Annotated in this window: 25 protein-coding genes; 5 read left to right on the top strand and 20 right to left on the bottom strand. The window is 70.7% G+C overall.

Annotation, left to right across the window (positions count from 1 at the left end):
• Positions 1–3: 3 nt before the first annotated feature.
• Complete coding sequence (locus tag OU415_RS18855; RefSeq protein WP_270950187.1) at positions 4–1,257, bottom strand: adenosylhomocysteinase; 1,254 nt, start codon at positions 1,255–1,257, stop codon at positions 4–6.
• A gap of 145 nt (positions 1,258–1,402) precedes the next feature.
• Here OU415_RS18855 and OU415_RS18850 point away from each other — a divergent pair, with 145 nt between their 5' ends.
• Both OU415_RS18850 and OU415_RS18845 read left to right on the top strand, forming a co-directional pair.
• The gene (locus tag OU415_RS18850) at positions 1,403–2,692 is read left to right on the top strand and encodes a helix-turn-helix domain-containing protein (RefSeq protein WP_270950186.1); all 1,290 of its coding nucleotides are present in this window, start codon (positions 1,403–1,405) and stop codon (positions 2,690–2,692) included.
• A gap of 100 nt (positions 2,693–2,792) precedes the next feature.
• Positions 2,793–4,004 carry a glycoside hydrolase family 10 protein gene (locus OU415_RS18845; protein WP_270950185.1) on the top strand — a complete coding sequence of 404 codons (1,212 nt, stop codon included), beginning with the start codon at positions 2,793–2,795 and terminating at the stop codon, positions 4,002–4,004.
• Here OU415_RS18845 and OU415_RS18840 read toward each other — a convergent pair whose 3' ends face one another.
• The 4 genes from OU415_RS18840 to OU415_RS18825 form a co-directional block, all read right to left on the bottom strand.
• Entirely contained in the window at positions 4,005–4,625 is a 621-nt protein-coding gene (locus OU415_RS18840) for a GntR family transcriptional regulator (protein ID WP_270950220.1), read from the bottom strand.
• Positions 4,626–4,705: 80 nt separating this feature from the next.
• On the bottom strand, positions 4,706–5,491 hold the full coding sequence (locus tag OU415_RS18835; RefSeq protein WP_270950184.1) for an N-acyl homoserine lactonase family protein: 786 nt from the start codon (positions 5,489–5,491) through the stop codon (positions 4,706–4,708).
• Positions 5,484–6,392 (bottom strand): NAD(P)-dependent oxidoreductase, encoded by a 909-nt coding sequence (locus tag OU415_RS18830; protein WP_270950183.1) that lies wholly within the window; start codon positions 6,390–6,392, stop codon positions 5,484–5,486. Before OU415_RS18830 ends, OU415_RS18835 begins: the two co-directional genes overlap by 8 nt.
• 33 nt (positions 6,393–6,425) lie before the next feature.
• A complete protein-coding gene (locus OU415_RS18825) occupies positions 6,426–7,907 on the bottom strand; it encodes an aldehyde dehydrogenase (RefSeq protein WP_270950182.1) in 1,482 nt (493 codons plus the stop codon).
• A gap of 306 nt (positions 7,908–8,213) precedes the next feature.
• On the opposite strand from OU415_RS18825, the gene OU415_RS18820 reads away from it, so the two are divergent.
• Together OU415_RS18820 and OU415_RS18815 are read left to right on the top strand one after the other, a co-directional pair.
• Entirely contained in the window at positions 8,214–9,554 is a 1,341-nt protein-coding gene (locus OU415_RS18820; RefSeq protein WP_270950181.1) for an MFS transporter, read from the top strand.
• Positions 9,551–10,813: an alpha/beta fold hydrolase gene (locus tag OU415_RS18815; protein ID WP_270950180.1), complete on the top strand. Its 1,263-nt coding sequence runs from the start codon at positions 9,551–9,553 to the stop codon at positions 10,811–10,813. The genes OU415_RS18820 and OU415_RS18815 overlap by 4 nt, the downstream gene beginning before the upstream one ends.
• A 1-nt stretch (position 10,814) precedes the next feature.
• On the opposite strand, the gene OU415_RS18810 is transcribed toward OU415_RS18815, so the two are convergent.
• From OU415_RS18810 to OU415_RS18785, 6 genes are all read right to left on the bottom strand, one after another.
• Positions 10,815–11,483: a potassium channel family protein gene (locus OU415_RS18810; protein WP_270950179.1), complete on the bottom strand. Its 669-nt coding sequence runs from the start codon at positions 11,481–11,483 to the stop codon at positions 10,815–10,817.
• A complete protein-coding gene (locus OU415_RS18805; RefSeq protein WP_270950219.1) occupies positions 11,476–12,771 on the bottom strand; it encodes a TrkH family potassium uptake protein in 1,296 nt (431 codons plus the stop codon). Before OU415_RS18805 ends, OU415_RS18810 begins: the two co-directional genes overlap by 8 nt.
• Positions 12,772–12,888: 117 nt before the next feature.
• The gene (gene rraA / locus OU415_RS18800; protein WP_270950178.1) at positions 12,889–13,362 is read right to left on the bottom strand and encodes a ribonuclease E activity regulator RraA; all 474 of its coding nucleotides are present in this window, start codon (positions 13,360–13,362) and stop codon (positions 12,889–12,891) included.
• A gap of 66 nt (positions 13,363–13,428) precedes the next feature.
• Complete coding sequence (locus OU415_RS18795; protein WP_270950177.1) at positions 13,429–14,679, bottom strand: RNA polymerase sigma factor; 1,251 nt, start codon at positions 14,677–14,679, stop codon at positions 13,429–13,431.
• A gap of 31 nt (positions 14,680–14,710) precedes the next feature.
• The gene (locus OU415_RS18790; RefSeq protein ID WP_270950176.1) at positions 14,711–15,124 is read right to left on the bottom strand and encodes a YciI family protein; all 414 of its coding nucleotides are present in this window, start codon (positions 15,122–15,124) and stop codon (positions 14,711–14,713) included.
• A gap of 154 nt (positions 15,125–15,278) precedes the next feature.
• Positions 15,279–16,082: an alpha/beta fold hydrolase gene (locus tag OU415_RS18785; protein ID WP_270950175.1), complete on the bottom strand. Its 804-nt coding sequence runs from the start codon at positions 16,080–16,082 to the stop codon at positions 15,279–15,281.
• A 26-nt stretch (positions 16,083–16,108) separates the two neighbouring features.
• Here OU415_RS18785 and OU415_RS18780 point away from each other — a divergent pair, with 26 nt between their 5' ends.
• Positions 16,109–16,591: a MarR family winged helix-turn-helix transcriptional regulator gene (locus OU415_RS18780; RefSeq protein WP_270950174.1), complete on the top strand. Its 483-nt coding sequence runs from the start codon at positions 16,109–16,111 to the stop codon at positions 16,589–16,591.
• A 50-nt stretch (positions 16,592–16,641) separates the two neighbouring features.
• Here OU415_RS18780 and OU415_RS18775 read toward each other — a convergent pair whose 3' ends face one another.
• The 9 genes from OU415_RS18775 to uvrC form a co-directional block, all read right to left on the bottom strand.
• Positions 16,642–16,986 carry an RNA polymerase-binding protein RbpA gene (locus tag OU415_RS18775; RefSeq protein WP_270950173.1) on the bottom strand — a complete coding sequence of 115 codons (345 nt, stop codon included), beginning with the start codon at positions 16,984–16,986 and terminating at the stop codon, positions 16,642–16,644.
• Between the two features lie 55 nt (positions 16,987–17,041).
• Positions 17,042–17,275, bottom strand: coding sequence for a preprotein translocase subunit SecG (gene secG / locus OU415_RS18770; protein ID WP_093155681.1), 234 nt, complete (start codon positions 17,273–17,275; stop codon positions 17,042–17,044).
• A 202-nt stretch (positions 17,276–17,477) separates the two neighbouring features.
• On the bottom strand, positions 17,478–18,263 hold the full coding sequence (gene tpiA / locus OU415_RS18765) for a triose-phosphate isomerase (RefSeq protein ID WP_270950172.1): 786 nt from the start codon (positions 18,261–18,263) through the stop codon (positions 17,478–17,480).
• A gap of 2 nt (positions 18,264–18,265) precedes the next feature.
• Positions 18,266–19,468 carry a phosphoglycerate kinase gene (locus tag OU415_RS18760; RefSeq protein WP_270950171.1) on the bottom strand — a complete coding sequence of 401 codons (1,203 nt, stop codon included), beginning with the start codon at positions 19,466–19,468 and terminating at the stop codon, positions 18,266–18,268.
• Positions 19,469–19,546: 78 nt separating this feature from the next.
• Positions 19,547–20,557 carry a type I glyceraldehyde-3-phosphate dehydrogenase gene (gene gap / locus OU415_RS18755; RefSeq protein WP_270950170.1) on the bottom strand — a complete coding sequence of 337 codons (1,011 nt, stop codon included), beginning with the start codon at positions 20,555–20,557 and terminating at the stop codon, positions 19,547–19,549.
• 328 nt (positions 20,558–20,885) lie between these two features.
• The gene (gene whiA, locus OU415_RS18750) at positions 20,886–21,872 is read right to left on the bottom strand and encodes a DNA-binding protein WhiA (RefSeq protein ID WP_270950169.1); all 987 of its coding nucleotides are present in this window, start codon (positions 21,870–21,872) and stop codon (positions 20,886–20,888) included.
• A complete protein-coding gene (locus tag OU415_RS18745; protein WP_270950168.1) occupies positions 21,863–22,831 on the bottom strand; it encodes a gluconeogenesis factor YvcK family protein in 969 nt (322 codons plus the stop codon). Before OU415_RS18745 ends, whiA begins: the two co-directional genes overlap by 10 nt.
• Positions 22,828–23,703 (bottom strand): RNase adapter RapZ, encoded by an 876-nt coding sequence (rapZ, locus tag OU415_RS18740; RefSeq protein WP_270950167.1) that lies wholly within the window; start codon positions 23,701–23,703, stop codon positions 22,828–22,830. Before rapZ ends, OU415_RS18745 begins: the two co-directional genes overlap by 4 nt.
• Entirely contained in the window at positions 23,696–25,687 is a 1,992-nt protein-coding gene (gene uvrC, locus OU415_RS18735) for an excinuclease ABC subunit UvrC (protein ID WP_270950166.1), read from the bottom strand. The genes rapZ and uvrC overlap by 8 nt, the downstream gene beginning before the upstream one ends.
• Positions 25,688–25,742 lie beyond the last annotated feature (55 nt).

Genomic DNA, 25,742 nt, shown 5'->3' with positions numbered 1-25,742 from the left:
GGTTCAGGTGCCGAACTGCCAGGAGGTGAGGTAGTCGTGCTGGCGGGGTGTGAGCTCGTCGATGGTGATGTCGTAGGCCGCCAGCTTGGCCACCGCCACCTCGTTCTCGATCTCCGCCGGGATCGGGTGCACCGCCGGTTCCAGCTCGCCCGCGTTCTCCACCAGGTAGCGGACCGCCAGCGCCTGGGTCGCGAACGTCATGTCCATGACCTCGGCCGGGTGGGCTTCGGCGGCGGCTTGGCCGAGCAGGCGGCCTTCGGCCAGCAGCAGGATCCGGTGCCCTTCGGGGAGGGTGTACTCGACGCAGTTCGGGCGCACGTAGCGGCGGCTGGTCGCCGTGCTGGTGAGGTCGTCGACCGCGATCTCCAGGTCGAAGTGCCCGGAGTTGCCGATGACGGTGCCGTCCTTCATCGACCGCATGTGCTCGACGGTGACCACGTCCCGGTTGCCGGTGGTGGTGATGACCAGGTCGGCTTCGGCGGCGGCGCGGTGCATCGGCAGCACCCGGAGGCCGTCGAGCTTGGCTTCCAGCGCCCGCACCGGGTTCACCTCGGTGACCACGACCTCCGCGCCCATGCCGCGGGCCCGGGCCGCCACCCCGCGCCCGCACCAGCCGTAGCCGGCCACCACCACGGTCGCACCGGCCAGCAGGATGTTGGTGGCGCGCAGGATTCCGTCGATGGTGTTCTGGCCGGTGCCGTAGCGGTTGTCGAACAGGTGCTTGGTGAGCGCGTCGTTGGTGGGCAGCACCGGGTAGCGCAGCGCCGCGGCGGCGGCCATGTTGCGCATCCGGATCACGCCGGTGGAGGTGATCTCGGTGCCGCCGATGATGGCGGGCAGCAGTTCCGGGCGCTGCTCGTGCACGGTGGCGGTCAGGTCGGCGCCGTCGTCGACGATCAGCGTCGGTTCGACGCCGAGCGCGCCTTCGACCTGCTGGTAGTAGGTTTCGCGGTCGCAGCCGTGGAGCGCGAAGACCTCGGCGCCCAGGTCGCGCTGGATCGCCGCGGCGACGTCGTCCTTGGTGGACAGCGGGTTCGACGCGCACAGCGCCACTTCCGCACCGCCAGCGACCAGCGCCCGGCACAGGTTGGCCGTCTCGGTGGTGACGTGCAGGCAGGCGGCGATGCGCTGTCCGCGCAGCGGTTTCTCCGCTGCCCAGCGCTCGGTCAGCCCGGCCAGGACGGGCATGCGGCGGTGGGCGAACTCGACCTTGCGGGCGCCGTCGTCGGCCAGCGCGGGGTCTCGCAGCAGCGGCATCGGCTGCTTCCTTTCCTCGGCGGGAGCGGGACGGACCGAGTTCACCGCGACGGCGCGGCGCGAACCAGAGCACGAACCGGGCAACAACCCGGCACCTGCTGGAACGCGCTGGAGGCGGGCGGATTCGGCGCGTAACGTCGGCCGGGTGGCACGCCAGTCCGACCTCGCGCAGAAGCGCCGCAGCCGCGGCCACACCCAGGAGACGCTGGCGCACCGGCTCGAGGTGGACGTCTCCACCGTGGCGCGGTGGGAACGCGGTGCCTCCACCCCCACTCCGCGGATGCGGGAGGCGCTGGCCCGCGAGCTGGGGCTGTCGCTGGACCAGCTCGCCGCGCTGCTCCCCGGCGCGCCCAGCCCGGTCCCCGCACCCGCCCGGGAACTCCCCGCGGTCGATCCCGTGGAGCTGATCAAGGACGTGTGGACCTCGGCGGAGCGCGACGGTCTCGTCTCCCGCCTCGCGGAGAACTCCCCCGCTCCCGCGCTGACCGGCGATCGCGCGGTGCGGGTGGCCCACCAGTGGCTGATCACCCCACCTCCGCCGGCGGTGGCGTGGACGAGCGGGACCGGTCCGCGGGTCGGGCGCGGCACGCTCGACCGGATCCAGGCCCGGTTGCGGTACCTGCACCACGCCGACGACGTCGTCGCCGGTGGGGACCTGCACACCACCATCCGCGGCGAGGTCGCCCGCACGGCGTCCCTGCTGCGGACCGCTAGCTATCCGGAGGAGGTCGGTCGCGGTCTGCTGCGGGCCGTCGCTGAGCTGTGCCAGCTGGCGGGCTGGTCGACGGCCGACGGCGGGCACATCGCGACCGCCGAGCACTACTACCTCAGCGGCATCCAGGCCGCGCACGCCGCCGACGATCCGGTGCTGGCCGCGCAGGTGGTGTCGGCGCTGGCCGGTCACCTGACCGAGTTCGGCCGGGCGCGCGACGCGGTGCTGGTGGCCCGGTCGGCGCTGGCGCGCATCGACGGACTCGACCGCGGTGCCACCACCCCCACCGTGCGGGCGCTGCTGCACGCGCGGGCTTCGTGGGCGCACGTGGAGGCCGGCGAGTTCAGCCAGGCGGCGACCGCGATCCAGCGCGCGCAGGACGAGTACGGCGACCGCCGCGACGACGACCCGGACCCGGCCTGGACCTACTGGCTGACCCCCGAGGAGATGGACATCATCGTCGGCCGGGTCGACACCGCGCTGGGGCGGCACCAGCGGGCCCAGCAGCGGTTGACCTCCGCGATCGGCAGCTGCGACCACCGCCGCGTCCGCGAGACGGCGCTGTACACGACCTGGCTCGCGGATGCGCACCTGCGCGCGCAGGACGTCGACCGCGCCGCGGCACTGGCCGATCGGGCCCGGCAGCTCAGCGAGACGATCCCCTCCGCTTACAGCGAGCGCGCCGTGCAGCACCTGACCAGGCGGCTCGCGACCGCGCGGTGAGCCAGCGGATCAGGTGGTAATTCCTCGCCATCGCAGCGAAAAGCGCGCTGCGGCCCGTAACCTGTGCCGCGCGGTCGACGACGAGCCGGAGGCGAGCTGGATGACTCGTGCACAGGGGTTGCGCCGGATCCGGGCCAACGCGCTGGTCCTGGCGCTGGGGTTGGTGGCGGTCCTGCTGGGCCTGTTCAGCGCCACCGGCGCGGCGGCCCAGGGGCCGAGCACGGCGATGCGCGGGATGTGGATCGCGTCGGTGACCAACATCGACTGGCCGAGCAAGCCGGGCCTGTCCGCCGAGCAGCAGCGAGCCGAGTACCGGAAGCTGCTCGACCAGGCCGTGAGCAACAAGCTCAACGCGGTGTTCGTGCAGGTCCGGCCGACCGCGGACGCGTTCTGGCCGTCGCCGCACGAGCCGTGGTCGCAGTGGCTGACCGGTGTGCAGGGCAAGGACCCCGGTTACGACCCGATGCGGTTCATGGTCGACGAGGCGCACCAGCGCGGTCTGCAGTTCCACGCCTGGTTCAACCCCTACCGGGTCAGCATGCAGGACGACCCGCAGAAGCTGGTGCCCGAGCACCCCGCCCGCAAGCACCCGGACTGGACCTTCGCCTACGACGGCAAGCTGTACTACGACCCCGGCGTCCCCGCGGCCCGCGAGTTCGTCACCGAGGCGATCATGGACGCGGTGCGCGAGTACGACGTCGACGGCGTGCACCTGGACGACTACTTCTACCCCTATCCCGCCGGCGGCCAGCAGATCCCGGACCAGAAGACCTTCGCCGAGCACGGGAAGGACTTCGCGAACGTCGAGGACTGGCGGCGGCACAACGTCGACCAGCTGGTGTCCGAACTGGACGCCCGGGTGCACGAGGTCAAGCCGGGGGCGAAGTTCGGCATCAGCCCGTTCGGCATCTGGCGCAACGCGTCCAGCGACCCGGCCGGTTCGGACACCAGCGGCCTGGAGTCGTACTCGGCGATCTACGCCGACACCCGCAAGTGGGTGCAGGAGGGCTGGGTCGACTACATCGCCCCGCAGGTCTACTGGCCGATCGGCCACCCCGCCGCCGACTACGCGAAACTGGTGCCCTGGTGGTCCGGGACGGTGGCGGGCACCGGCGTGGACCTCTACATCGGACAGGCGGCCTACCGGGTCGGCCAAGACGGCTGGACCGACCCGGCCGAGCTGTCGAAGCACCTGGCGCTCAACGCCGAGCAGTCCGGCGTCGACGGTGACATCTTCTTCAGCGCCAAGTCCCTGACCACCAACGCCGCCGAAGCCATGGCCCGGCTGGTCGCCGACCACTACGCCGGCTGATCAGTCGGCCGGCTCGTCGCAGTAGATCTGCAGGCGGAGTTCGCGGGCCTTCGTCATGTGGTCCCGGGCCAGGTCGTGCGCCCGGTCGGCGTCGCGCTGCTCGATCGCGTCGATGAGGGCGTGGTGCTCGACCAGCGCCTCGGACCAGCGTCCCGGGACCTTGAGGGTGGTGGCCGGGTACCGGGTGAGGTGGTTGTTCAGGCGGGTCAGCAGGTCGACGATGGTGCCGTTGTGGCTGGCCGCCCAGATCGCCTCGTGCACCGCGCGGTTCGCCGCCGCCATCGCGGGCGGATCATCGGTCGCGGTGCCGTCCATCGCCGCTTGCGCGCGCCGGATGCGGATCAGGTCGAAGTCGCTGCGCCGTTGGGCGGCGGCCGCTGCCGCGGTCGCTTCCAGGGAGATCCGGACCTCGTAGATCTCCAGGATCTCCTCGGGGCTGCGGCTGCGCACGCGCATGCCGCGATCGCCGCGCTCCACCAGCCCGTCCTGCTCCAGCCTGCGCAGGGCTTCGCGCACCGGTGTCCGGCTGGTGCCGTACTTCTCGGCCAGCACCAGCTCGACCAGTTGAGCTCCCGCCTCGAACGTGCCGTCGACGATCTCGCCGCGCAGCCGTTCGTACAGTTCGGACAGCGCCGACGCCCCCTTCCGCTGAGCCGCTCGTGAGCGGTTCCCGACAGCATACCCAGGTATGCATCGGCCTCTCAGGCGATGCGGACGGCCAGGCCCTCCAGGCCCGGTACCGCCGGGAACCGTTGCAGCACCTGGGGATCGTGGCCGGGCACGATCCCCTCCGGGTGGTCCGCCAACGCGTGCAGTGCGTCGAACGCGTCGTACATCGTCGGCAGGTGGGTGACGATTCCGTAGGGCTTCGCGCGCTCCACGTTCTCGTAGAAGTGGGACGCGTCGGCCGCGAGCACGACGTTGCCTGCGGCGGTGCGGACCTGCACGACTTGCAGGCCCGGGGTGTGCCCGCCGACGTGGTGCGCGGTCACGCCCGGCACCACCTCGTGCGTCCCGTCGACCAGGCGGACCCGGCCAGCGAAGTTCTGCTCCACCAGGTACGCGACGTCCGGGGGTTCCACGAAGTGCGCCAGCTGTCCGCGGCCCGCGTGGCGGGAGGTCCAGAACGCCATCTCCGATTCCTGGAGCACGACCTCGGCCTGCGGGAAGTCCGCCACGTGACCGGAGTGGTCGTAGTGCAGGTGGCTGATCACCAGGTGTCCGATGCGGTCCGGGTCCACGCCCAGCGCGCGGATGGTGTCCATCGGCGACTGCAGGTAGTCGCGGTCACCCCGCCGTGCCGCGGTTTCCGGGGTGAAACCGGCGTCGACGAGCACGGCGCGGGATTCCGAGACGGCCAGCCACACGTAGTACGAGATCGGCCAGGCGTCCAGCGCGCACGGGTCGTGGCCGTAGAAGTGCTCGCCGCGCACCGACGCTTCGCGGTGCGCGAACCTGATCGCGTAGACCTGGAACTCCTCAGCCATCGCTGACCTCGCTCCCCGTTCCGGTCATGGGACGGCCGGTCCACCGCTCCCAGAGCGTGGCGATCGAGGCGTAGTCGAGCCGACCGAGCCCTTCGGCGACGCCGAGCTCGTAGACGGTGTGCGCGCCCTGGATCCCGAACAGCGGCACCCCGCTGTCCTGGGCCATGGCCAGCGCCAGGGTGGAGTCCTTGCGAGCGGCCTCGGTGGGCATGCCGCCGTCGTAGTCGCCGTGCAGGACGCGCTCGGCGAAGCGGTGCGTCAACGGGCGGGTGAGCCCTGCCTCCGGGCCGGACAGCAGTGCCGCCAGCGCGGAACCGGAGACCCCGGTGGCCGCGGCGAGCGCACCGGCCTCGGCAAGCACCACCATCACGGCGTGCGCCACCGCGTTGTTGATCACCTTCGCGGCCATGCCGCTGCCCACGGGCCCGAACCTGGTGACACCCGCGCTGATCGCCGCGAGCACGTCAGCCACCTTGTCCACATCGGACTCGGCGCCGCCCACCAGCAGAGTCGCGGTACCACCAGCCATCTGGGACACGCCGGAGAGGATCGCCGCGTCCACCACACCGATGCCGTGCTCCGCGCAGATCTCCTGCTCTTCAGCCATGTCCGCGGGGTTGACGGTGCTGGTCTCCACGATCACACCACCAGCGCGCATCCGCGGCGCGAGCTCGGCGATCACCTGCAGCGAGATCTTCGGTGCAGGCAGGGAAAGCAGCACGACGTCGGCCTCCGCCAGCTCCGCCACCGAAGCGGCGGCGGTGACCTGCGGGTGTTCGACGGCCTGCGCGACCCGATCCGGATCCAGGTCGAACACGCGCAGCGGGCCGTGCGCGGCGAGGCGGCCGGCGACGACGCCGCCCATGTTCCCCAGCCCGCACAACGAAACGGTGTCACTCACCGATGTTCCCCTTCCCAGTCTGGATTTCGGCGCTCAGAGGCGGATCGAGAACGGATCGGGGGTCCGGCCGGTGAGGTCGACCATCACGTTCTTCGTGGTCAAGTACTCATGGAGCGCTTCCTCGCCGCGCTCGCGGCCGTACCCGGACTTCCTGGTGCCGCCGAACGGTGCTTGCGCGGCGCTGGCGCGGTAGGTGTTCACCCAGACCGTCCCGGCCCGCAGCCGCTTGGCGACCCGGTGGGCGCGGGTCAGGTCATTGGTCCAGATCCCCGACGCCAGGCCGAAGTCGCTGTCGTTGGCGATCGAGACCGCTTCGTCGTCGTCGGCGAACGGGATCGCGGACAGCACCGGGCCGAAGATCTCCTCGCGGGCCAGCACCGAGTCGTTGTCGACGTCGGCGAACACCGTCGGTCGCACGAACAGGCCCTCCCCCAGTGCCGGGTCGTCGACCGGCTCGGCACCGACCAGCGCGCGGGCCCCGGACTCGACACCCGCGTCGATGGCGCGCTGGATGCGGTCGCGCTGCGGCTTGTTGGCGACCGGTCCCATCTGGGTACGCGAGTCCATCGGGTCGCCGAGGCGGATCTCCGCGGCCCGTGCCGCGACCGCCGCCACCACCTTCTCGTACACCGACTCGTGCACCAGCAGCCGACTGCCCGCGATGCAGGTCTGCCCGCCAGCGGCGAAGATCCCCGCGACCGCGCCGGTGACCGCGCGGTCCAGATCGGCGTCGGCGAAGACGATGTTCGGCGACTTCCCGCCTAGCTCCAGCGTGACCGGGACGAGGTTGCGCGCAGCTGCGGCCGCGATCGCGCTGCCGGTCGGCACGCTGCCGGTGAAGCTGATCCGGTCCAGTCCGGGGTGTTCGGTCAGCGCGATCCCGGCCTGCGGGCCGCCGGTCACGATGTTGATGACGCCCGGCGGGAACCCGGCTTCCTCGACCAGGTCCGCCATCCGCAGCGTGGTCGCCGAGGCGTGCTCGGAGGGTTTGACCACCACGCAGCACCCGGCGGCCAGCGCCGGGGCGAGCTTGTTGGCCAGCAGTTGCATCGGCGAGTTCCACGCGGTGATCAGCGCGGCGACGCCGATGGGCTCGGCCAGCGTGTAGTCCAACGTGTCCGGGTCGTCCAGCGGGATGGTGCGCCCGTAGAGCTTGTCGGCGTAGCCGGCGAAGAACCGGTAGTTGCGGGCGGCGAAGCGCGCCTGGCCGGTGGTCTCGCGGACCAGCTTGCCGTTGTCGGTGGACTCCAAGCGGCCCAGCTCGTCGGCGTGCTCCTCCACCAGCCCGGCGAGCCGGTTCATCAGCTCCGCGCGGCGGACTCCGGGAGTCGTCGACCAGCCCCCGTCGAACGCGGCGCGGGCCGCGGCCACGGCGGCGTCCACGTCCCGCGGTCCGGCGTCCGGGACGGTGGCGAACTCGGCAGACGTGAAGGGGTTGATCGCGGGCAGCTCCTGCCCGGTGGACGCCCCCACCCGCTGTCCCCCGATGAGCATCCGGTAGCTGACTCTGGTCATGCGGCGCACTCCACAGCACTGTTGGTCTTCGACGTCGGCGCGCGGGACCGAACACACCGTGCGGCCCGTTGGATCATTTTGTATACAGCAGGATACTAAGATCGAAGCTCCGCTTGTCAAGCGCGAACTCGCTGATTATCAGCTCCGAAAGCCCGTCCTCCGGACAAATACTTGACGATGGCATCAATGAACGTATTCTGCTGCATACGCTAGTGCACAGAGCTGTCCGCGCTCTTCTGCGGCGCGATGCCGATCTCCGGCCCGGGTCGTTCCCCCGCTCTTGCTGCACCCCCGCGAGGAGGTTCGATGCCGAACACGATCCGAGCAAGACCGGCGGAAGCGGGCTCGATGACGCGGAAGGTCGTCGCCGCCAGCTTCATCGGCACCACCGTGGAGTGGTACGACTTCTTCCTCTACGGGACCGCGTCCGCGCTGGTCTTCAACAAGCTGTTCTTCCCGCAGTTCTCCGCTCTCGCGGGCACGATCGCCGCCTTCGGCGCGTTCGCCGCGGGCTTCATCGCCCGCCCCCTCGGAGGTGTCCTCTTCGGACACTTCGGCGACCGGGTCGGCCGCAAGTCCATGCTCATCTACAGCCTCGTCGGCATGGGCGCCTCCACCATCGCCATCGGCCTGCTGCCGACCTACGCGCAGATCGGTGTGCTGGCCCCGATCCTGCTCGTGCTGTGCCGCGTCGTGCAGGGGTTCGCCGTCGGGGGCGAATGGGGTGGCGCAGTGCTCATGTCCGTCGAGCACTCCCCGGAGTACAAGCGCGGATTGGCCGGGAGCTGGACCCAAGCCGGCTCTCCCGCCGGTCTGATCCTCGCGACGGTGGCGTTCGGGGGCTTTTCGATGCTCCCGGACGAGGCGTTCATGAGCTGGGGCTGGCGAGTGCCGTTCCTGCTCAGCGCCGCGCTGGTCGTGGTGGGCACGTTCATCCGGCTCAACGTCGTCGAATCACCCGAGTTCCAGGACGTGAAGGAAGCGGGCTCGCGCTCCGAGCTGCCGATCCTCGACGCCGTGAAGAACCACCCGCTCAACATCGTGCTCGCGATCGGCAGCTGCCTGGCGCCGTTCGTCAACTTCTACCTCTTCGCGACGTTCGTCCTCACCTACGGCACGTCGTCGTTGGGCCTGGAGCGCTCGGCCGTGCTGATCATCGTCGCGATCGCCGCGGGCCTGGAAGTGCTCACCATCCCGCTGGCGGCAGCCCTGTCCGACCGCATCGGCCGGCGCAAGGTCTTCCTCACCGGGGCGGTGCTGTTCGCCGCGTTCGCCTACCCGTTCTTCGCCATCAACGAGTCCGCCACCTCCACCTGGGTCCTCGGCGTCACCTCCGTCATCGGGCTCTCGTTGATCCACCCGCTGATGTACGGGCCGATGGCCACCCTGTTCGCGGAGATGTTCTCGCCCGAAGTCCGGTACAGCGCGGCCTCGCTCGGGTACCAGATCGGCGCGATCTTCGGCGGCGGCTTCGCACCGCTGATCCTGACCGCGCTGCTGGCCACCGGCGTCGGCGCCGCAGCAGCCCTGCCCCCGTACCTGATCACCGTCAGCGTTCTGACCTTCATCTCGGTCTTCTTCGCCACGCAGCCGGGCCGCAGGTACTCGACCGAGCCGGAACGGACCACGAAGGGAACGCTGAAGTGAGCACGGCATGGAACGACGCCGACCTCGAACGGTGGATGGACGCCTGCCGGGAAGACCGGGAGTTGTCCGCCCTCGCGACCGCCACCACGGTCACCTTCGGGATCCGCGCCGGGGAGCAGAACGCGCTGTTCGGCTTCAGCAGCGGACAGCTCGTCGAGCCGACCAGCGCCGCCGACTTCGAGCTGGTCGCGGCACCTGCCGACTGGAGCCGGTTCTTCCAGGCAGTGCCACCGCCCGCGTACCAGAACTTCTTCGGCATGCTCATGCGCGTTCCCGGCGCGCACGTCGAGGGCAGCGAACTGGCGATGGTGCAGCACGCACACCTCGTGCGCCGGGTGCTGGAGCTGGGCAGGGCGGCGATCTCAGGTCGACCGGCCACTCCTGCCGCCGCACATCCGGTCCGGAGCAAGGCCGACCTCGAACCGGGCTACGTGCGCATCAGCGTTCGCGGTGAACCTGTGGAGATCTTCTACGAGGCGGCCGGCGAGGGCCAGGACGTCCTGCTCCTCCACACCGCGGGCGCCGACAGCCGCCAGTACCACGACCTCATGGCGGATACCTCGTTGACGTCCCGCTGCCGGCTGATCGCTTTCGACCTGCCCGGCCATGGTCGTTCCGACCTGCTGCCCGGAGTCCCGCCCGGCGGCTACGCCCTGACGACCGACCAGTACGCCACGACCGTCCTCGCCGTCATCGACGCGCTCGGACTGACCGCGCCCATCGTCAGCGGATCCTCGATGGGCGGCGAGATCTGCCTGGAACTGGCGCACCGAGCCCCGGACGTCGTCGGCGGGGTGATCGCGTGCGAGGCCAGCGACCGGGTTCCCGGCCGGAAGGTGTCGTGGGCGAAGCACCCCTTGGTCAACGAGTCGGTCTTCGTCCCCGAGTGGGTCTACGGGCTCATGGCACCGCAGAGCCCCGAGCACTACCGCCGCAAGGTGTGGTGGGGCTACTCCCAGGGCGGGTTCGGCACCTTCGCCGGTGACATCGACTTCTACAGCGGCGACTGGGACGGCCGCGACCGGGTCGGCGAGATCGACACCGCGCGGTGCCCGGTGGTCATGATGACCGGCGAGTACGACTACTCGTGCACGCCCGAGATGTCGGAGGCAACGGCGCGGAAGATCTCCGGGGCCGTCTTCTGGACGATGCCGGACCTCGGGCACTTCCCCATGGCGGAGAACCCACCGCTGTTCGCCGACCACTTCGCCAAGGCGCTGGACCACCTCGGACGTGCAGCGCCGGGCCCCGGGGAGTGAGTCAGGTCAGCTCGGCGAAGCGCTCCAGCTGTTCGCTGGTGCCCGCGACGACGAGGATGTCGCCGTCCCGCACCACCGTTTCCGCTGTCGCGTAGGTGAAGGGCTCCCCCGGACGCTTGATGGCCACGACGGTCACGCCGTACTTCGAGCGGAGGCGCGCGTCGCCGAGCGGCCGGCCCACCGCCTCGGCCGGGGCTCGGGTCTTCGCCAGCGCGTAGTGGTCCTCCTCCAGCTCGATGTAGTCGAGCATCCGGCCGATCACCAGGTGCGCCGTCTCCTTGCCCATCTCGTGCTCCGGCAGCACGACGTGGTGCGCGCCCACCCGTTCCAGGATCCGGCCGTGCTGGCGGCTGGTGGCCTTGGCCCAGATGTTGGGGATGCCGAAGTCCGCCAGCAACGAGGTGGTCAGGATGCTGGCCTCCAGCTCGGTGCCGATGGCCACCACGGCCCGGTTGAACTGGTGCACGCCGAGCTGCCGCAGGCTCTCCGGGTCGGTGGTGTCGGCGACCGCGGTGTGCGTCAGCTCGTCGGCGAACCGCTGCACCACGGTCGGCCGCGAGTCGATGGCCAGCACCTCCGAACCGTGGCGCACCAGTTCGCTGGCCAGCGAGCTGCCGAACCGGCCCAGGCCGATCACCACGATCTGGTTCGCTGCGTCGTTCCTAGCCAACGATGGGTCGCTCCTCGGGTAGTTCGTAACGACGGGCCCGCTCGCGCAGGGCCAGTGCCGAGGCGAGCGTGACCGGGCCGAGCCGGCCGATGAACATCAGGGCCACCAGCAGCAGTTGCCCCGATTCTGGCAGGTCTGCGGTGATGCCGGTCGAGAGGCCGACGGTAGCGAAGGCCGAAACCGCCTCGAACAGCACCTGGTCCAAGCTGAACTGCGTGATCGCCAGCAGCGCCAGCACGACCGCCATGACCACTCCGACGGCGATCAGCACGATGGTCAGCGCCTGCCGCTGCACGCCTTCGGACAGTCGGCGCCCCATCACGTGCACGCTCGGCTCGCCGCGGACCTCGGCCAGGATCACGAACGCCAGCAGCGCGAAGGTGGTGACCTTGATGCCGCCGGCGGTCCCCGCGCTGCCACCGCCGATGAACATCATGATGTCCTGCACCAGCAGCGTGCCCGAGTGCATCTCACCGATGTCGAGGCTGTTGAAGCCCGCGGTGCGGGTCATCACGGCGGCGAAGAACCCGGCCAGCAGCTTGCCCGGCCAGGACAGCGGTCCCAGCGTGCCGGGGTTGGTCCACTCGGCGATGGTGATCACCGCGGTTCCACCGACCAGCAGCACCGCCGTCGCCAGCAGGGTGATCTTCACGTGCAGCTTCCAGCGCCGCGGCTGGCGGAACCGGCGGAACAGCTCGATCCACACCGGGAACCCGAGCCCGCCGGCGATCACCGCGGCCGCGATCGGCAGGCAGATCCAGGGGTCGGTGACGAAACCCATCAGGTTGTCGGGGTAGAGCGCGAACCCGGCGTTGTTGAACGCCGAGATCGCGTGGAACACGCCTTCGTACGCGGCGCGGCCGAATCCGAGGTCGTAGCCGGCGGACAGCCGAGCCGTCAGCAGCACCGCGGCGACCAGCTCGAAGGCCACGGTGAGCAGCAGGACGTTGCCCACCAGGCGGCGGACGTCGCCGAGCCCGATCGCCTTGGTCTCCGCCTGCGCGGTCAACCGCATGCGCAGCCCGAAGCGGCGGAACACCAGCAGGCTCAGCAGCGAGGCCAGGGTCATGATGCCCAGGCCGCCGATCTGGATCAGCGCCACGATGATCACTTCTCCGGCGGTGGACCAGTGGGTCGCGGTGTCGACGACGACCAACCCGGTCACGCACACCGCGGAGGTCGCGGTGAACAGCGCGGCGACGAACCCGGTGGCCTGCCCGGACTCGGCGGCGAAGGGCATCATGAGCAGCACGGTGCCGAGCAGGATGATCACCGCGAAACCGAGCACGACCGGCACGGCCGGCCGGGTGCGTACCGCAGGGAACCGCGGAAACCTGCGCAGGAGAGCTAGCACGGATCCACACAGTACTTCCCGCTGCGCCCGCGGCGGGCGCAGCGGCGCTGGTCACGGCTCGATGATCACCACGACGCCGTCGCGGTCGGCGACCACGTACTCGCCGGGCACGAACTGGACGCCGCCGAGCTCGACCACCTCGTCGGCGACGCCTTCACCGGTCTTGGTGCTCTTGCGCGGGTTGGTGCCCAGCGCCTTGACGCCGAAGTCCATCTCGGCCAGCACCGCGGAGTCGCGCACCGCGCCGTTGATGATCGCGCCGCTCCAGCCGTTGGACCGGCCGAGCTCGGCGATGAGGTCGCCCATCAGCGCGGTGTGCAGCGAACCCCGGCCGTCGATCACCAGCACCTGGCCCTCGCCCGGCGTGGAGAGGATCTCCTTGAGCAGGGCGTTGTCCTGGAAGCACTTGACGGTGCGGATGCGGCCTTCGAACGCCGCGCGCCCGCCGATGTCGCGGAACTGCACGTCGCAGCTGCGCACCTCCGGGCCTTCCCGGTCCGCGAGGTCAGCCGTCGCCAGAGTCATGCGCGCGAGCGTACCCAGCGGTGGCCGGGACCCGCGCGGCAGCGCGATCAACACCACACCAGCCGATCAGCCGCAGGTGCGGGCGCGCTCCAGGAGGAGGTCGCGTTCGCGGGTGTTGGCCGTCAGCTCGGCGGCTCGTTCGAACTCGGCGCGGGCTTCGGCCGGCCGGTCGAGCTTGACCAGCAGGTCGCCGCGGACGCTGGGCAGCAGGTGGTAGTCGCGCAGGGAACCTTCGGCCACCAGCTGGTCGACCAGGTGCAGGCCGTGCTCGGGGCCGAACGCCATCGACACCGCCACCGCGCGGTTGAGCTCCACCACCGGCGACGGCGTGACTTCCGAGAGCTGCTCGTAGGTCCGGGCGATCCGCGCCCAGTCGGTCTCCTCCGGCGTGCGCGCCCGCGCGTGGCAGGCCGCGATCGCCGCCTGCAGCTGGTACGGGCCGGGTGGTGCGTCGATCTGCTCCGCCCGCTCGAGCGCGGCGAGGCCGCGGCGGATCAGCAGCTGGTCCCAGCGGGCCCGGTCCTGCTCCAGCAGCAGCACCGGCTCCCCCGTCGGGCCGGTGCGCGCGGCGGAGCGGGAGGCCTGGATCTCCAGCAGTGCCACCAAGCCGTGCACCTCGGGTTCGCCGGGCACCAGTCCGGCCAGGATCCGGCCGAGCCGCAGGGCGTCGTCGCACAGCTCGGTGCGCATCCAGTCCGCACCGGACGTGGCCGTGTACCCCTCGTTGAAGATGAGGTAGACGACTTCCAGCACCGCGGGCAGCCGCGCCGGGAGCTCGTCGGCGCTCGGCGCTTCGAACGGGATCTGCTTGCGCGCCAACGTCTTCTTCGCCCGCACGATGCGCTGGGCGATGGTCGGCTCGGGCACCAGGAACGCGCGGGCGATCTCCTTGGTCGTCAACCCGCACAGGACTCGCAGCGCCAGCGCCACCCTCGCCTCGGCGGACAGCACCGGGTGGCAGGCGGTGAACACCAGGCGCAGCAGGTCGTCGCCGAAGTCCGGGCCGAAGTCCACCTCGATCTCGGTGTGCTGCTGGTGCTCCAGGTCCCGGCCGATCTCCTGCTGCTTGCGCACCAGCCGCTCGTTGCGGCGCAGCTGGTCGATCGCCCGGTGCTTGGCGGTGGCGGTCAACCAGGCGCCCGGGTTCGGCGGCACGCCGGTCTCCGGCCACTTCTCCAGCGCGATGACCAGCGCGTCCTGCGCCAGCTCCTCGGCCAGGCCGACGTCCTGCACCATCCGGGCCAGTCCGGCGATGACGCGGGGCGCTTCGATGCGCCAGACCGCCTCGATGGCGCGGTGGGTTTCGGAAACCGTCACCACGCCATCTCAGCACAGCCGTCGTGCCGGCTCAGGCGATTCCGCCCGCTTCGCGCACTTCCTCGCGCAGCTTCGCCTCGCGCTCGGCCTCCTCCGCGGACATCTCGAAGTCCTCGGCGTCGAAGACCCGCCGCACCTCGACCGGTTCCGGGCACCGCTTGGCCCACTCCAGGGCCTCCTCGCGGGAACGCACCTGCAGCAGCCAGAACCCGGCGATCAGCTCCTTGGCCTCGGTGAACGGGCCGTCCACCACGGACCGCCCGCCGCCGGTGGCGATCTCGGTGCGGAAGCCCTCCGAGCTGGGGTGCAGCCCTTCGCCCGCGAGCAGCACGCCGGCCTTGACCAGCTGCTCGTTGTAGTCGCCCATCGCCTTGAGCAACTCCTCGCTCGGCATCTCGCCGGCCTCGGTCTCGGCGGTGGCCTTCACGATCATCATGTAGCGCATCGGGGGTCACTTCCTGGTCGTAGGTGCTTGATTCCTACCAGTTCCACGGCGGTTCCAGCCGGTGAAACCCGGTGGCGGCCGGGCGTCCCGGCCGCTCACCAACGCATCGAACGGCGTCCGCCGAGATCGACATGTCCCCCGAGGTTCTTCGCGCTCAGCCGGCGAGGTGCCGCCGGATGAGGTCGTTGGCGCGCTGCGGGTCCTCCATGTTCGTCATGTGCCCGCAGCCGGCGAACTCGAGCAGTTCCGCGTTCGGCATCCGCCGCGCCGCTTCTCCGGCGATCCGGTGCAGGTCGGTGGATTCGAGCTCGCCGACCACCAGCGCGGTCGGCGCGGCGATCTGCTCCAGCCGGCTGCGCACGTCCAGCTCGAGGAGGCCTCCGGTGGCGGTGTGGTGGTTCATGATCGTCGTCATCGCCATGTCCCGGCACCGCCGCCGGATCTCCGGATCGACCTGGTCCGGCTCGCGGTGCGGACCGTCCACCGCGAGCTGCAGGAGGGCTTCGACGTACCCGTCGGCGTCCATCGCCTGCTTGGCGACCTCCTGCGCGCGGTGGTGCTCCAGGACGAACGGGTCCTGGAACTCCACCGGCGGCGCCCCCGGCCCGAACAGCACCATCCGCTCGACCCGGTCCGGGTGCTCGAGCGCGAAGGTGAGCGAGGTGGCCCCGCCCATCGAATTGCCGACCAGCGAGGCGGTTTCGAGCTGGAAGTGGTCGAGCACCGCCAGCAGGTCCTGGTACGGGTGGTGGTCGCACGTCGCGGTGCTGGAGCGCCCGTGCGAGCGCGCCTCGTAGCGGATCAGCTGGTGGTCCTCGGCGAGTTCGAGCTGTTCGTCCCACATCCCCACGCCGAGGTAACCGGCGTGCAGCAGCACGATCGGCGGGCCCGAGCCCACCACCTCGGCGTAGAGCTCGCCGTCGGGAACCTGGATCTTCGTGGATTCGATGGCGTCCATGACAACCAAAGTGTCATAATGACACCGTGGTTGACAACTCCCCGCTTCCGCCGGAACAGCTCGGACCGCGACTCGCCGAGGTCTACGCCGTCCTCGGCCCCCTGTACCGCCGCGTGGCGCGGCTGGTCGAGCACGACAGCCCGCGCAACGGCCTGTCCATCGGCGTCCGCGCGGTCCTCGAACGGCTCGAGCTGACCGGCGCCGCCGAAACGGTCCCCCAGATCGCGCGCGCCCTGGAACTGAGCCGGCAGTTCGTGCAGCGCATGGTCAACGACGCGCTGGAGCAGGACTTCGTCGCGCTGAAACCGAACCCCGCGCACCGCCGCTCATCGCTGGTGGAGCTCACCGAGGAGGGCCGCGCCGCCATCAACGCGCTGCAGAGGCGCGAGCACGAGGCGATGGGCCGGGTCGGCGGCGACCTCACCGACGCGGAGATCGAGACGACGCTGCACGTCCTGCGGCACATGCTCGCCGCCGTTCCCGAAACCGAAGGGGAAAATTCCCGTTGACGCGGAAAACCGGGCCAGGTGATCGCTCACCTGACCCGGTTCTGCTGAGCTCAGCGCCCCTTGCGCTCGCGGAGCTTGGTCAACGCCTCTTCCAGGATGGCCATGCCGTCCTCGTCGCTGCGCCGCTCCTTGACGTACGCCAGGTGGCTCTTGTACGGCTCGTTGCGCCGCGCCGAAGGCGGGTTCTCCTGGTCCAGGCCCGCCGGCAATCCGCAGCGCGGGCAGTCCCATTCCTCCGGAACATCGGCGTCCATCGCGAACGACGGCCGACTGTGGTGCCCGTTGCTGCACCAGTAGTCGACGCGCTTGCGCGGTGCGGCTTCCCCCCGTTCCGCCTCGCTCGCCGCCGGGCCGGAGCCCACGCGCGTGCCGCGGATGGCGTTACCACCAGTCATCCAATCCTCACCCACCAAGCGGCCCTGGGTCGTCGACCGGCTGGGTGCCGACCGATCAACCGATCTTGATCAACAGGCCGACTCCGACGATGGAGATCACCCACAGCGCCATGACGAACAACGTCATCCGGTCGAGGTTCTTCTCCGCCACGCTGGAACCGGCCAGGTTGGACTGCATACCGCCGCCGAACAGCGAGGAGAGGCCACCACCCTTGGCCCGGTGCAGCAGCACCAGCAGCACCAGCAGCACACTCGTCACGATCAACATGATCTGCAGGAAAAGAGTCATCACGTCCTCGTTCGCACAGCGGTTCGCCACCAAGCGTACCGGGCCGCCAACAGCGAGTTGACCACTGTCCACCGTTTGCCAGGATGACGCTCTCACACCGCCCCACCAGGGGCATCCCCCAGGGTGGGAAAACCGCACGAGGGGCGCCCTTCACCAGTTTTCCCCGGTGGGAAGGCGCCCCTCGGGCTTCACGAGCTCCGGGTCACGGGAGCGGGCCGCCGGCCGCCATCGCGGAGAGCTTGGCGAACTCGTCGCCGTTGAGGCTCGCACCGCCGACCAGGGCGCCGTCCACGTCCGCCTGCCCGACCAGGTCGCCGATGTTGCTCGACTTCACCGAGCCGCCGTAGAGCACCCGCACCTCGTCGGCGATCTCCTTGCCGTACTTCTCGGCCAGGGCCGCGCGGATCGCGCCGCAGACCTCCTGCGCGTCCTGCGCGGTGGCCACCTTGCCGGTGCCGATCGCCCAGACCGGCTCGTAGGCCACGACGACCTTGCTGATCTGCTCGGCCTTGAGGCCCTTGAGCGCGTTGATCAGCTGCGTCGTGCAGTGCTCGACGTGGTTGCCCGCCTCGCGGACGTCCAGCTGCTCGCCGACGCACAGGATCGGCGACATGTCGTTCTTCAGGACCGCGCGGACCTTCTTGCCGACCAGCTCGTCGGTCTCGCCGTGGTACTCGCGGCGCTCCGAGTGGCCGACCACCACGTAGGTGCAGCCCAGCTTGGCCAGCATCGGGCCGGACACCTCACCGGTGTAGGCACCGGACTCGTGCACCGAGATGTCCTGCGCGCCGTACTTGAGCTTCAGCCGGTCCCCGTCGACGAGGGTCTGCACGCTGCGGATGTCGGTGAACGGCGGCAGCACCGCCACCTCCACCTTGGCGAAGTACTTCTCGGGCAGCGAGAAGGCGACCTTCTGCACCAGGGCGATGGCCTCGAGGTGGTTGAGGTTCATCTTCCAGTTGCCCGCGATCAGCGGCGTCCTGGCCATGTTCAGCGCTCACCTTCCAGGACGGCCACACCGGGCAGGTCCTTGCCTTCCAAGTACTCCAACGAGGCCCCGCCACCGGTGGAGATGTGCGAGAAGCCGTCCTCCGGCAGCCCCAGGGTCCGCACCGCGGCGGCCGAGTCACCGCCACCGACGACGCTGAACGAGTCGGAGTCGACGATGGCCTGCGCGACACCGCGGGTGCCCTCGGCGAACGCCGGGAACTCGAACACGCCGGCCGGGCCGTTCCAGAACACCGTGCCCGCCCCGCGCAGGATGCCGGCGAACAGCTCGACGCTGCGCGGGCCGATGTCCAGGCCCATCCAGCCGGCCGGGATCGCGTCGGCGGCCACGACCTGGGTGTCGGCGTCGGCGGCGAAGCGGTCGGCGACCACCACGTCCACCGGCAGCACCAGCTTGTCGCCGTGCTCGGCCAGCAGCTGCTTGGTGGACTCGATCTGGTCCTCCTGCAGCAGCGAGGCGCCGACCTCGTGGCCCTGCGCGGCCAGGAAGGTGTAGGCCATGCCGCCGCCGATGAGCAGCTTGTCGACCTTTGGCAGCAGCGCCTTGATGACGCCGAGCTTGTCCGAGACCTTCGAGCCGCCCAGCACCACCGCGTAGGGGTGCTTCGGGTCGCCGGTCAGGGTGCGCAGCACCTCGACCTCGGCGAGCACCAGCCCACCGGCGTAGGGCGAGAGCCGCTTGGCGACGTCGTAGACCGAGGCCTGCTTGCGGTGCACGACGCCGAAGCCGTCGGACACGAACGCCGCGTCCGGGCCGACCAGCGCGGCCAGCTCGTCGGCCAGCGCGCCGCGCTCGGCGTCGTCCTTGCTGGTCTCGCGGGCGTCGAAGCGCACGTTCTCCAGCAGCGCCACCGAGCCGTCGGTCAGCCCGGCCACCACGGACTTCGCCGAGTCGCCGACCAGGTCGGCGGCCAGCGGCACGTCGGTGCCGAGCAGCTCGCCGAGGCGGCGGGCCACCGGGGCCAGGGAGAACTTCGGGTTCGGCTCGCCCTTCGGGCGACCGAGGTGCGCGGTGAGCACCACCTGGGCACCGGCCTCGGTCAGCTTCCGGATGGTCGGCAGGGAGGCGCGCACCCGGCCGTCATCGGTGATCTTCTCGCCGTCCAGCGGCACGTTGAGGTCGGCACGCACCAGGACACGCCGACCCCGAACGCCCTCGGACAGCAGATCGTCGAGGTTCTTCACGCTCTGCTCCTCAGCTACGGGAAGACCCGCACGAGCCGAGGCTCTGCCAACGGCTCATGCGGGTCTCCGGATCAGATGTCAGGCCAGCTTCTTGCCGACCAGGTCGACGAGGTCGGCCAGGCGGTTGGAGTAGCCCCACTCGTTGTCGTACCAGCCGACGATCTTGACCTGGTTGCCGATGACCTTGGTCAGCGGCGCGTCGAAGATCGTCGAGTGCGGGTCGGTGACGATGTCGCTGGAGACGATCGGGTCCTCGTTGTACTTGAGGATGCCCTTGAACCGGCCCTCGGCGGCGGCGGCCTTGAAGGCCTCGTTGACCGACTCGACGCTGGCGTCCCCGCGGACGGTCGCGGTCAGGTCGGTGGTGGAGCCGGTCGGCACCGGGACGCGCAGCGCGTAGCCGTCCAGCTTGCCGTTGAGCTCCGGCAGCACCAGGCCGATGGCCTTGGCCGCACCGGTGCCGGTCGGCACCACGTTGACCGCGGCGGCGCGGGCGCGGCGCAGGTCCTTGTGCGGGCCGTCCTGCAGGTTCTGGTCCGCGGTGTAGGCGTGGATGGTGGTCATCAGGCCCTGCTCGATGCCGAAGGCGTCGTCGAGGACCTTGACCATCGGCGCCAGGCAGTTGGTGGTGCACGAGGCGTTGGAGATGATGGTCTGCGAGCCGTCGTACTTGTCGTCGTTGACGCCCAGCACGACCGTCAGGTCCTCGCCCTTGGCCGGGGCGGAGATGATGACCTTCTTCGCGCCGCCCTCGTCCACGTGCTTGCGGGCGTCTGCGGCGTTGGTGAAGAAGCCGGTGGACTCCACGACGACGTCGACGCCCAGGTCGCCCCACGGCAGCTTGCCCGGGTCGCGCTCGGCGAGGATCTTGATGAGCTTGCCGCCCACCTCGATGCCCTCACCGGTGACCTTGACCTCCTGGTCGAGGCGACCGAGGATGCTGTCGTACTTCAGCAGGTGGGCCATGGTCGCGACATCGCCCAGGTCGTTGGCGGCCACGATCTCGATGTCGTGATCGCTGGCGGTAGCTGCACGCCAGAAGTTCCGCCCGATCCGACCGAAGCCGTTGATGCCTACGCGAACGGTCACGCCGATCTCTCCTCGTGACTGACCCGGCCGACGACGCGGCGGGTGAGGTTGATGGTCTCGACTTCACCCTATCTGCCATCGGGGCCACCGCACGCGGGCGGGCGAGGCGGCTCACGCCGCGAATCGGCAATACCCGCCAGCTGGCGCGCGCGGATCTGGGAAAACCCGCATCACCGCTGGTCATCGGCACCTTTTCGGACCGGCTCGCCGTGATCGGAATCTCTGCACCGGTTCTGGCCGACCCCGGGAAATCCACAGTTCCAATTGGAACTGTGGATTTCCCGCGAGCCGATCGCAGTTCTCGCCGAATCCGCGGTCGACGGCCGGATCAGGCGTCGGCTTCGAGCATCTCCGCGGTGACCGCGGATTCGGTGTCCGGAAGGCCCAGTTCGCGGGCGCGCTTGTCGGCCATCGCCAGCAGCCGCCGGATCCGGCCGGCCACCGCGTCCTTGGTCATCGGCGGGTCGGCCAGCTGACCGAGCTCCTCCAGCGAGGCCTGCCGGTGCGCCAGCCGCAGCCGGCCCGCGACCAGCAGGTGGTCCGGCGCCGTCGGGCCGAGCAGCTCCAGCGCCCGCTCCACCCGGGCCGCCGCCGCGACCGCCGCGCGGGCCGAGCGGCGCAGGTTCGCGTCGTCGAAGTTGGCCAGCCGGTTCGCGGTGGCCCGGACCTCGCGGCGCATCCGCCGCTCCTCCCAGGACAGCACGCTGGAGTGCGCACCGAGCCGGGTCAGCAGCGCGCCGATCGCGTCGCCGTCGCGGACCACCACCCGGTCCGCGCCGCGCACCTCGCGGGACTTGGCCGCCACGCCGATCCGCCGCGCCGCGCCGACCAGCGCCAACGCCGCCTCCGGGCCGGGGCAGGTGACCTCCATCGACGAGGAGCGCCCCGGTTCGGTCAGCGACCCGTGCGCCAGGAACGCGCCGCGCCAGGCCGCTTCCGAATCGCAGGCACCGCCCGAGACGACGTGCGCGGGCAGGCCCCGCACCGGACGTCCGCGCGGGTCCAGCAGGCCGGTCTGGCGGGCCAGCCCCTCGCCGTCGCGCACCACGCGCACCACGTAGCGGGTGCCCTTGCGCAGCCCGCCGGAGGTGATCACGTGCACGTCGGAGTGGTGCCCGAACAGCTCGTGGATCTCCTTGCGCAGCCTGCGCGCCGTGGAACCGCTGTCCAGCTCGGCCTCGACCACCACCCGGCCGGCAACGATGTGCAGGCCACCGGCGAAGCGCAGCAACGAGGAAACCTCAGCTCGTCGGCAGCACGTCTTCGTCACCGACAACCGGCTCAACTCGTCCTTGACCGCCGCGGTCATCGCCACCGGTCCGTCCTCCTCTCCAGTGCGGCACGCAAACACGCCGCGAGCGCCTCCGGGTCGTGCCGTCCCGGTACGGCGGGTGCGGCGATCTCGTCCAGCAGAGTCCGCGCACCCAGTTCGGTCGCCGCTGCGCGCAGCCGGTCCGGCGTGGGGACCGAGTTCGCGTCGGCCAGCACTGCGTCGACCCGCAGCCGCGGCGCGTGCTGCGAGAGTACGTCCAGGTGCTGCTCGGGTGAGAAACCCGCCGTCTCACCGGGCTGCGGCACCAGGTTTAGCACCACGAACCGGCGCGCCGACGTGCGCACCAGGGCTTCGTGCAGCTCCGGGACCAGCAGGTGGGGCAGCACGCTGGTGAACCACGAACCCGGTCCGAGCAGCACCAAGTCCGCCGACAGCACCGCTTCGACCGCTTCCGGACAGGCTGCCGGGCGGGTCCCGCCGTTCGCCTGCAGGCTGACCTGTTTCACCCGACCGGGCGTACTGGCGATGGCGACCTGGCCGCGGATGGTCCGCACCGCGTCCGGGTCGGCGTCCAGCCCGACGACGTCGGCGGACATGTCCAGCGGCTCGGTGGACATCGGCAGCACGCGGCCCTGCACGCCGAGCAGCCGGCAGGCGTGGTCGAGCACCTGCACCGGGTCGTCGAGCACCTCCAGCAGCCCGGCCAGCACGAGGTTGCCCACCGCGTGCCCGGCCAGCGCGCCGCTGCCGCCGAAGCGGTGCTCGAACACCGTCGACCACAGCTTCCCGTCGGGGTCGCCGTCGGACAGCGCGGCCAGCGCCTTGCGCAGGTCACCGGGCGGCAGCATGCCGAGCTCGCGGCGCAGCCGACCGGACGAGCCCCCGTCGTCGGCCACCGTCACCACGGCCGTGACGTCCGTGGTGATCTGCCGCAGCGCCGACAGCGTCGCCTGCAGCCCGTGCCCGCCGCCGAGGGCGACCGCGCGCAGCTCCCCGCTCACTCGCGCCCCAGGTCCCGGTGCACCGTCTTGACCATCATCCCGTCGTCCTCGGCCAGGCGGCGGGCCAGTTCCTCGGTCAGCGCGACGCTGCGGTGCTTGCCGCCGGTGCAGCCCAGCGCCAGCGTCAAGTACCGCTTGCCCTCGCGGTGGTAGCCGGCACCGACCAGGCGCAGCAGCTGCTGGTAGCTCTGCAGGAACTCCTCGGCGCCCTCCTGGCCGAGCACGTAGTTGCGGACCTCGTCGTCGAGGCCGTTGAACTCGCGCAGCTCCGGGATCCAGAACGGGTTGGGCAGGAAGCGGCAGTCCATCACCAGGTCGGCGTCCATCGGCAGGCCGTACTTGTAGCCGAAGGACAGCACGGTGACCCGGGTGCGGGTGCTGGCCTCGGTGCCGAAGGCGTCCTCGATCTTGGACCGCAGCTGGTGCACCGACAGGTTCGAGGTGTCCAGCACCAGGTCGGCCTCGGAGCGCAGCCGGGACAGCAGCGAGCGCTCGGCGGCGATGCCGTCGGCCAGTCGTCCCTCGCCCTGCAGCGGGTGGCTGCGCCGCACCCCCTCGAAGCGGCGGATCAGCACCTCGTCGGTGGCCTCCAGGAACACCACCTTCGGCTTGTAGCCGCGGGCGTCCAGGTCCTTGATCACCGCGCCCAGGTCTTCGGTGAAGGCGCGGCTGCGCACGTCCATCACCACCGCGACGCGGGTGACCGCGCCGCTGGAGCGCGCCCCCAGCTCCACCATGGTGGCGATCAGCTCGGGCGGCAGGTTGTCCACCACGAACCAGCCCAAGTCCTCCAGGCACTTGGCCGCGGTGCTGCGGCCCGCCCCGGACAGGCCGCTGACCACGGCGACCTCGATGCCCGACTCCTCAGTCACTGCACTCCCCTTCAGCGTTCTCCGTCGCCGGGCCGGGCCCGGCTCCCCCGTCCGCCGCCAGCGCCGAATGCACGGTCTCGGCGGTGCGGCGGCCGATCCCGGGGACTTCGGCGATCTCGTCCACCCCGGCCTGGCGCAGCTTGCGCACCGAACCGAAGTGCTTGAGCAGCGCCGTGCGGCGCGTTTCGCCGAGTCCCGGAATCGCGTCCAATGTGGAGCTTGTCATGCGCTTGCCGCGCTTCTTGCGGTGGTAGCTGATGGCGAAGCGGTGCGCCTCGTCGCGGACCCGTTGCAGCAGGTAGAGCGCTTCGCTGGTGCGCGGCAGGATGACCGGGTCCGGGTCGGCGGGCAGCCAGACCTCCTCCAGCCGCTTGGCCAGGCCGATCACCGCGACGTCGGTGATGCCCATCTCGGTGAGCGCGTCGGCGGCGGCGTTGGCCTGCGGGGCGCCACCGTCGATGACCAGCAGGTTCGGCGGGTAGGCGAACTTGCGCGGACGGCCGGTCTCCGGGTCGACGCCCGCCCCGACCTGCGGCTCCTCGGGTTTCTCGGCCTTGCCGGTCTCGCTGAGGTAGCGGTGGAAGCGGCGGCGCACCACCTCGTCGATGGAGCCCACGTCGCCGCCCTCGGCGCCTTCGCGGACCTCGAAGCGGCGGTACTCGGACTTGCGCGGCACGCCGTCCTCGAACACCACCAGCGAGGCGACCACGTCGCTGCCCTGCACGTGGCTGACGTCGATGCACTCGATCCGCAGCGGCGCGGTGTCCAGCGCCAGCGTCTCCTGGAGCTCCTGCAGCGCTGCGGAGCGCGCGGTCAGGTCACCGGCGCGGCGGAGCTTGTACTGCTGGAAGGCCTCCTTGGCATTGCGCTCGACGGTTTCCATCAGCGCCCGCTTGTCGCCGCGCTGCGGCACCCGCAGGCTCACCCGGCTGCCGCGCAGCTCGCCGAGCCAGCCGGCGATCGTCTCGGCGTCCTCGGGCAGCTGCGGCACCAGCACCTCGCGCGGCACCGGGCTGCCACCGGCGTCGGCCTGATCGGCCAGCGAAGCCTGCTCGCCGTAGAACTGGGTGAGGAACTGCGAGGTCAGGGCCTCGGTGTCCATCTCCTCGACCTTGTCGATCACCCAGCCCCGCTGACCCCGCACCCGGCCGCCGCGGATGTGGAAGACCTGCACGGCGGCGGCCAGCTCGTCCTCGGCGAAGGCGACCACGTCGGCGTCGGTGCCGTCGCCGAGCACCACCGCCTGCTTCTCCATCGCACGCCGCAGCGCCTCCAGGTCGTCGCGCAGCCGGGCGGCGCGCTCGAACTCCAGCTCGGCGGAGGCGGCCTGCATCTCCTTGTCGAGCTTGCGCATCAGCTGGTCGGTGTGGCCGGCCAGGAAGTCGCAGAAGTCCTCGACGATGCCGCGGTGCTCATCGGCGTCGACCCGGCCCACGCAGGGCGCCGAGCACTTGCCGATGTAGCCGAGCAAGCAGGGGCGGCCGATCTGGGAGTGCCGCTTGAACACCCCGGCGGAGCAGGTGCGCGCCGGGAAGACGCGCAGCAGCAGGTCGAGCGTCTCGCGGATGGCCCACGCGTGCGCGTAGGGACCGAAGTAGCGCACGCCCTTGCGCCGCGGGCCGCGGTAGACGAACAGCCTCGGGTACTCCTCGTGCAGCGTCACCGCCAGCACCGGGTAGGACTTGTCGTCGCGGTAGCGGACGTTGAACCTCGGGTCGTACTCCTTGATCCAGGAGTACTCCAGCTGCAGCGCCTCGACCTCGGTGCCGACGACGGTCCACTTCACCCCGGTGGCGGTGGTGACCATCTGGCGGGTGCGCGGGTGCAGCCCGGCCAGGTCGGCGAAGTACGACGACAGCCTGCTGCGCAGGCTCTTCGCCTTGCCGACGTAGATCACGCGGCCACCGGCGTCGTGGAACCGGTAGACGCCGGGGGCGTCCGGGATCGTGCCGGGTGCGGGTCGGTAGGTGGACGGATCGGCCACACCACCACCCTACGTGCGAGGTCCGACCGCGCGGATCTCGGTGCGCGGCGCTCCA

The sequence above is a fragment of the Saccharopolyspora oryzae genome (assembly GCF_027853915.1).
Lineage (GTDB): Bacteria > Actinomycetota > Actinomycetes > Mycobacteriales > Pseudonocardiaceae > Saccharopolyspora > Saccharopolyspora oryzae.
The sequence above is the reverse complement of the archived record's forward strand: the minus strand, read 5'-3'. Positions and strand labels throughout refer to the sequence as shown.

Bases quoted from the DNA above. Each gene is read 5' to 3' on its own strand.
- OU415_RS18855 (WP_270950187.1), bottom strand. From the start codon at position 1,257: ATGCCGCTGCTGCGAGACCCCGCGCTGGCCGACGACGGCGCCCGCAAG.
- OU415_RS18845 (WP_270950185.1), top strand. From the start codon at position 2,793: ATGACTCGTGCACAGGGGTTGCGCCGGATCCGGGCCAACGCGCTGGTC.
- OU415_RS18835 (WP_270950184.1), bottom strand. From the start codon at position 5,491: ATGGCTGAGGAGTTCCAGGTCTACGCGATCAGGTTCGCGCACCGCGAA.
- OU415_RS18825 (WP_270950182.1), bottom strand. From the start codon at position 7,907: ATGACCAGAGTCAGCTACCGGATGCTCATCGGGGGACAGCGGGTGGGG.
- OU415_RS18820 (WP_270950181.1), top strand. From the start codon at position 8,214: ATGCCGAACACGATCCGAGCAAGACCGGCGGAAGCGGGCTCGATGACG.
- rraA (WP_270950178.1), bottom strand. From the start codon at position 13,362: ATGACTCTGGCGACGGCTGACCTCGCGGACCGGGAAGGCCCGGAGGTG.
- OU415_RS18790 (WP_270950176.1), bottom strand. From the start codon at position 15,124: ATGCGCTACATGATGATCGTGAAGGCCACCGCCGAGACCGAGGCCGGC.
- OU415_RS18785 (WP_270950175.1), bottom strand. From the start codon at position 16,082: ATGGACGCCATCGAATCCACGAAGATCCAGGTTCCCGACGGCGAGCTC.
- OU415_RS18775 (WP_270950173.1), bottom strand. From the start codon at position 16,986: ATGACTGGTGGTAACGCCATCCGCGGCACGCGCGTGGGCTCCGGCCCG.
- secG (WP_093155681.1), bottom strand. From the start codon at position 17,275: ATGACTCTTTTCCTGCAGATCATGTTGATCGTGACGAGTGTGCTGCTG.
- tpiA (WP_270950172.1), bottom strand. From the start codon at position 18,263: ATGGCCAGGACGCCGCTGATCGCGGGCAACTGGAAGATGAACCTCAAC.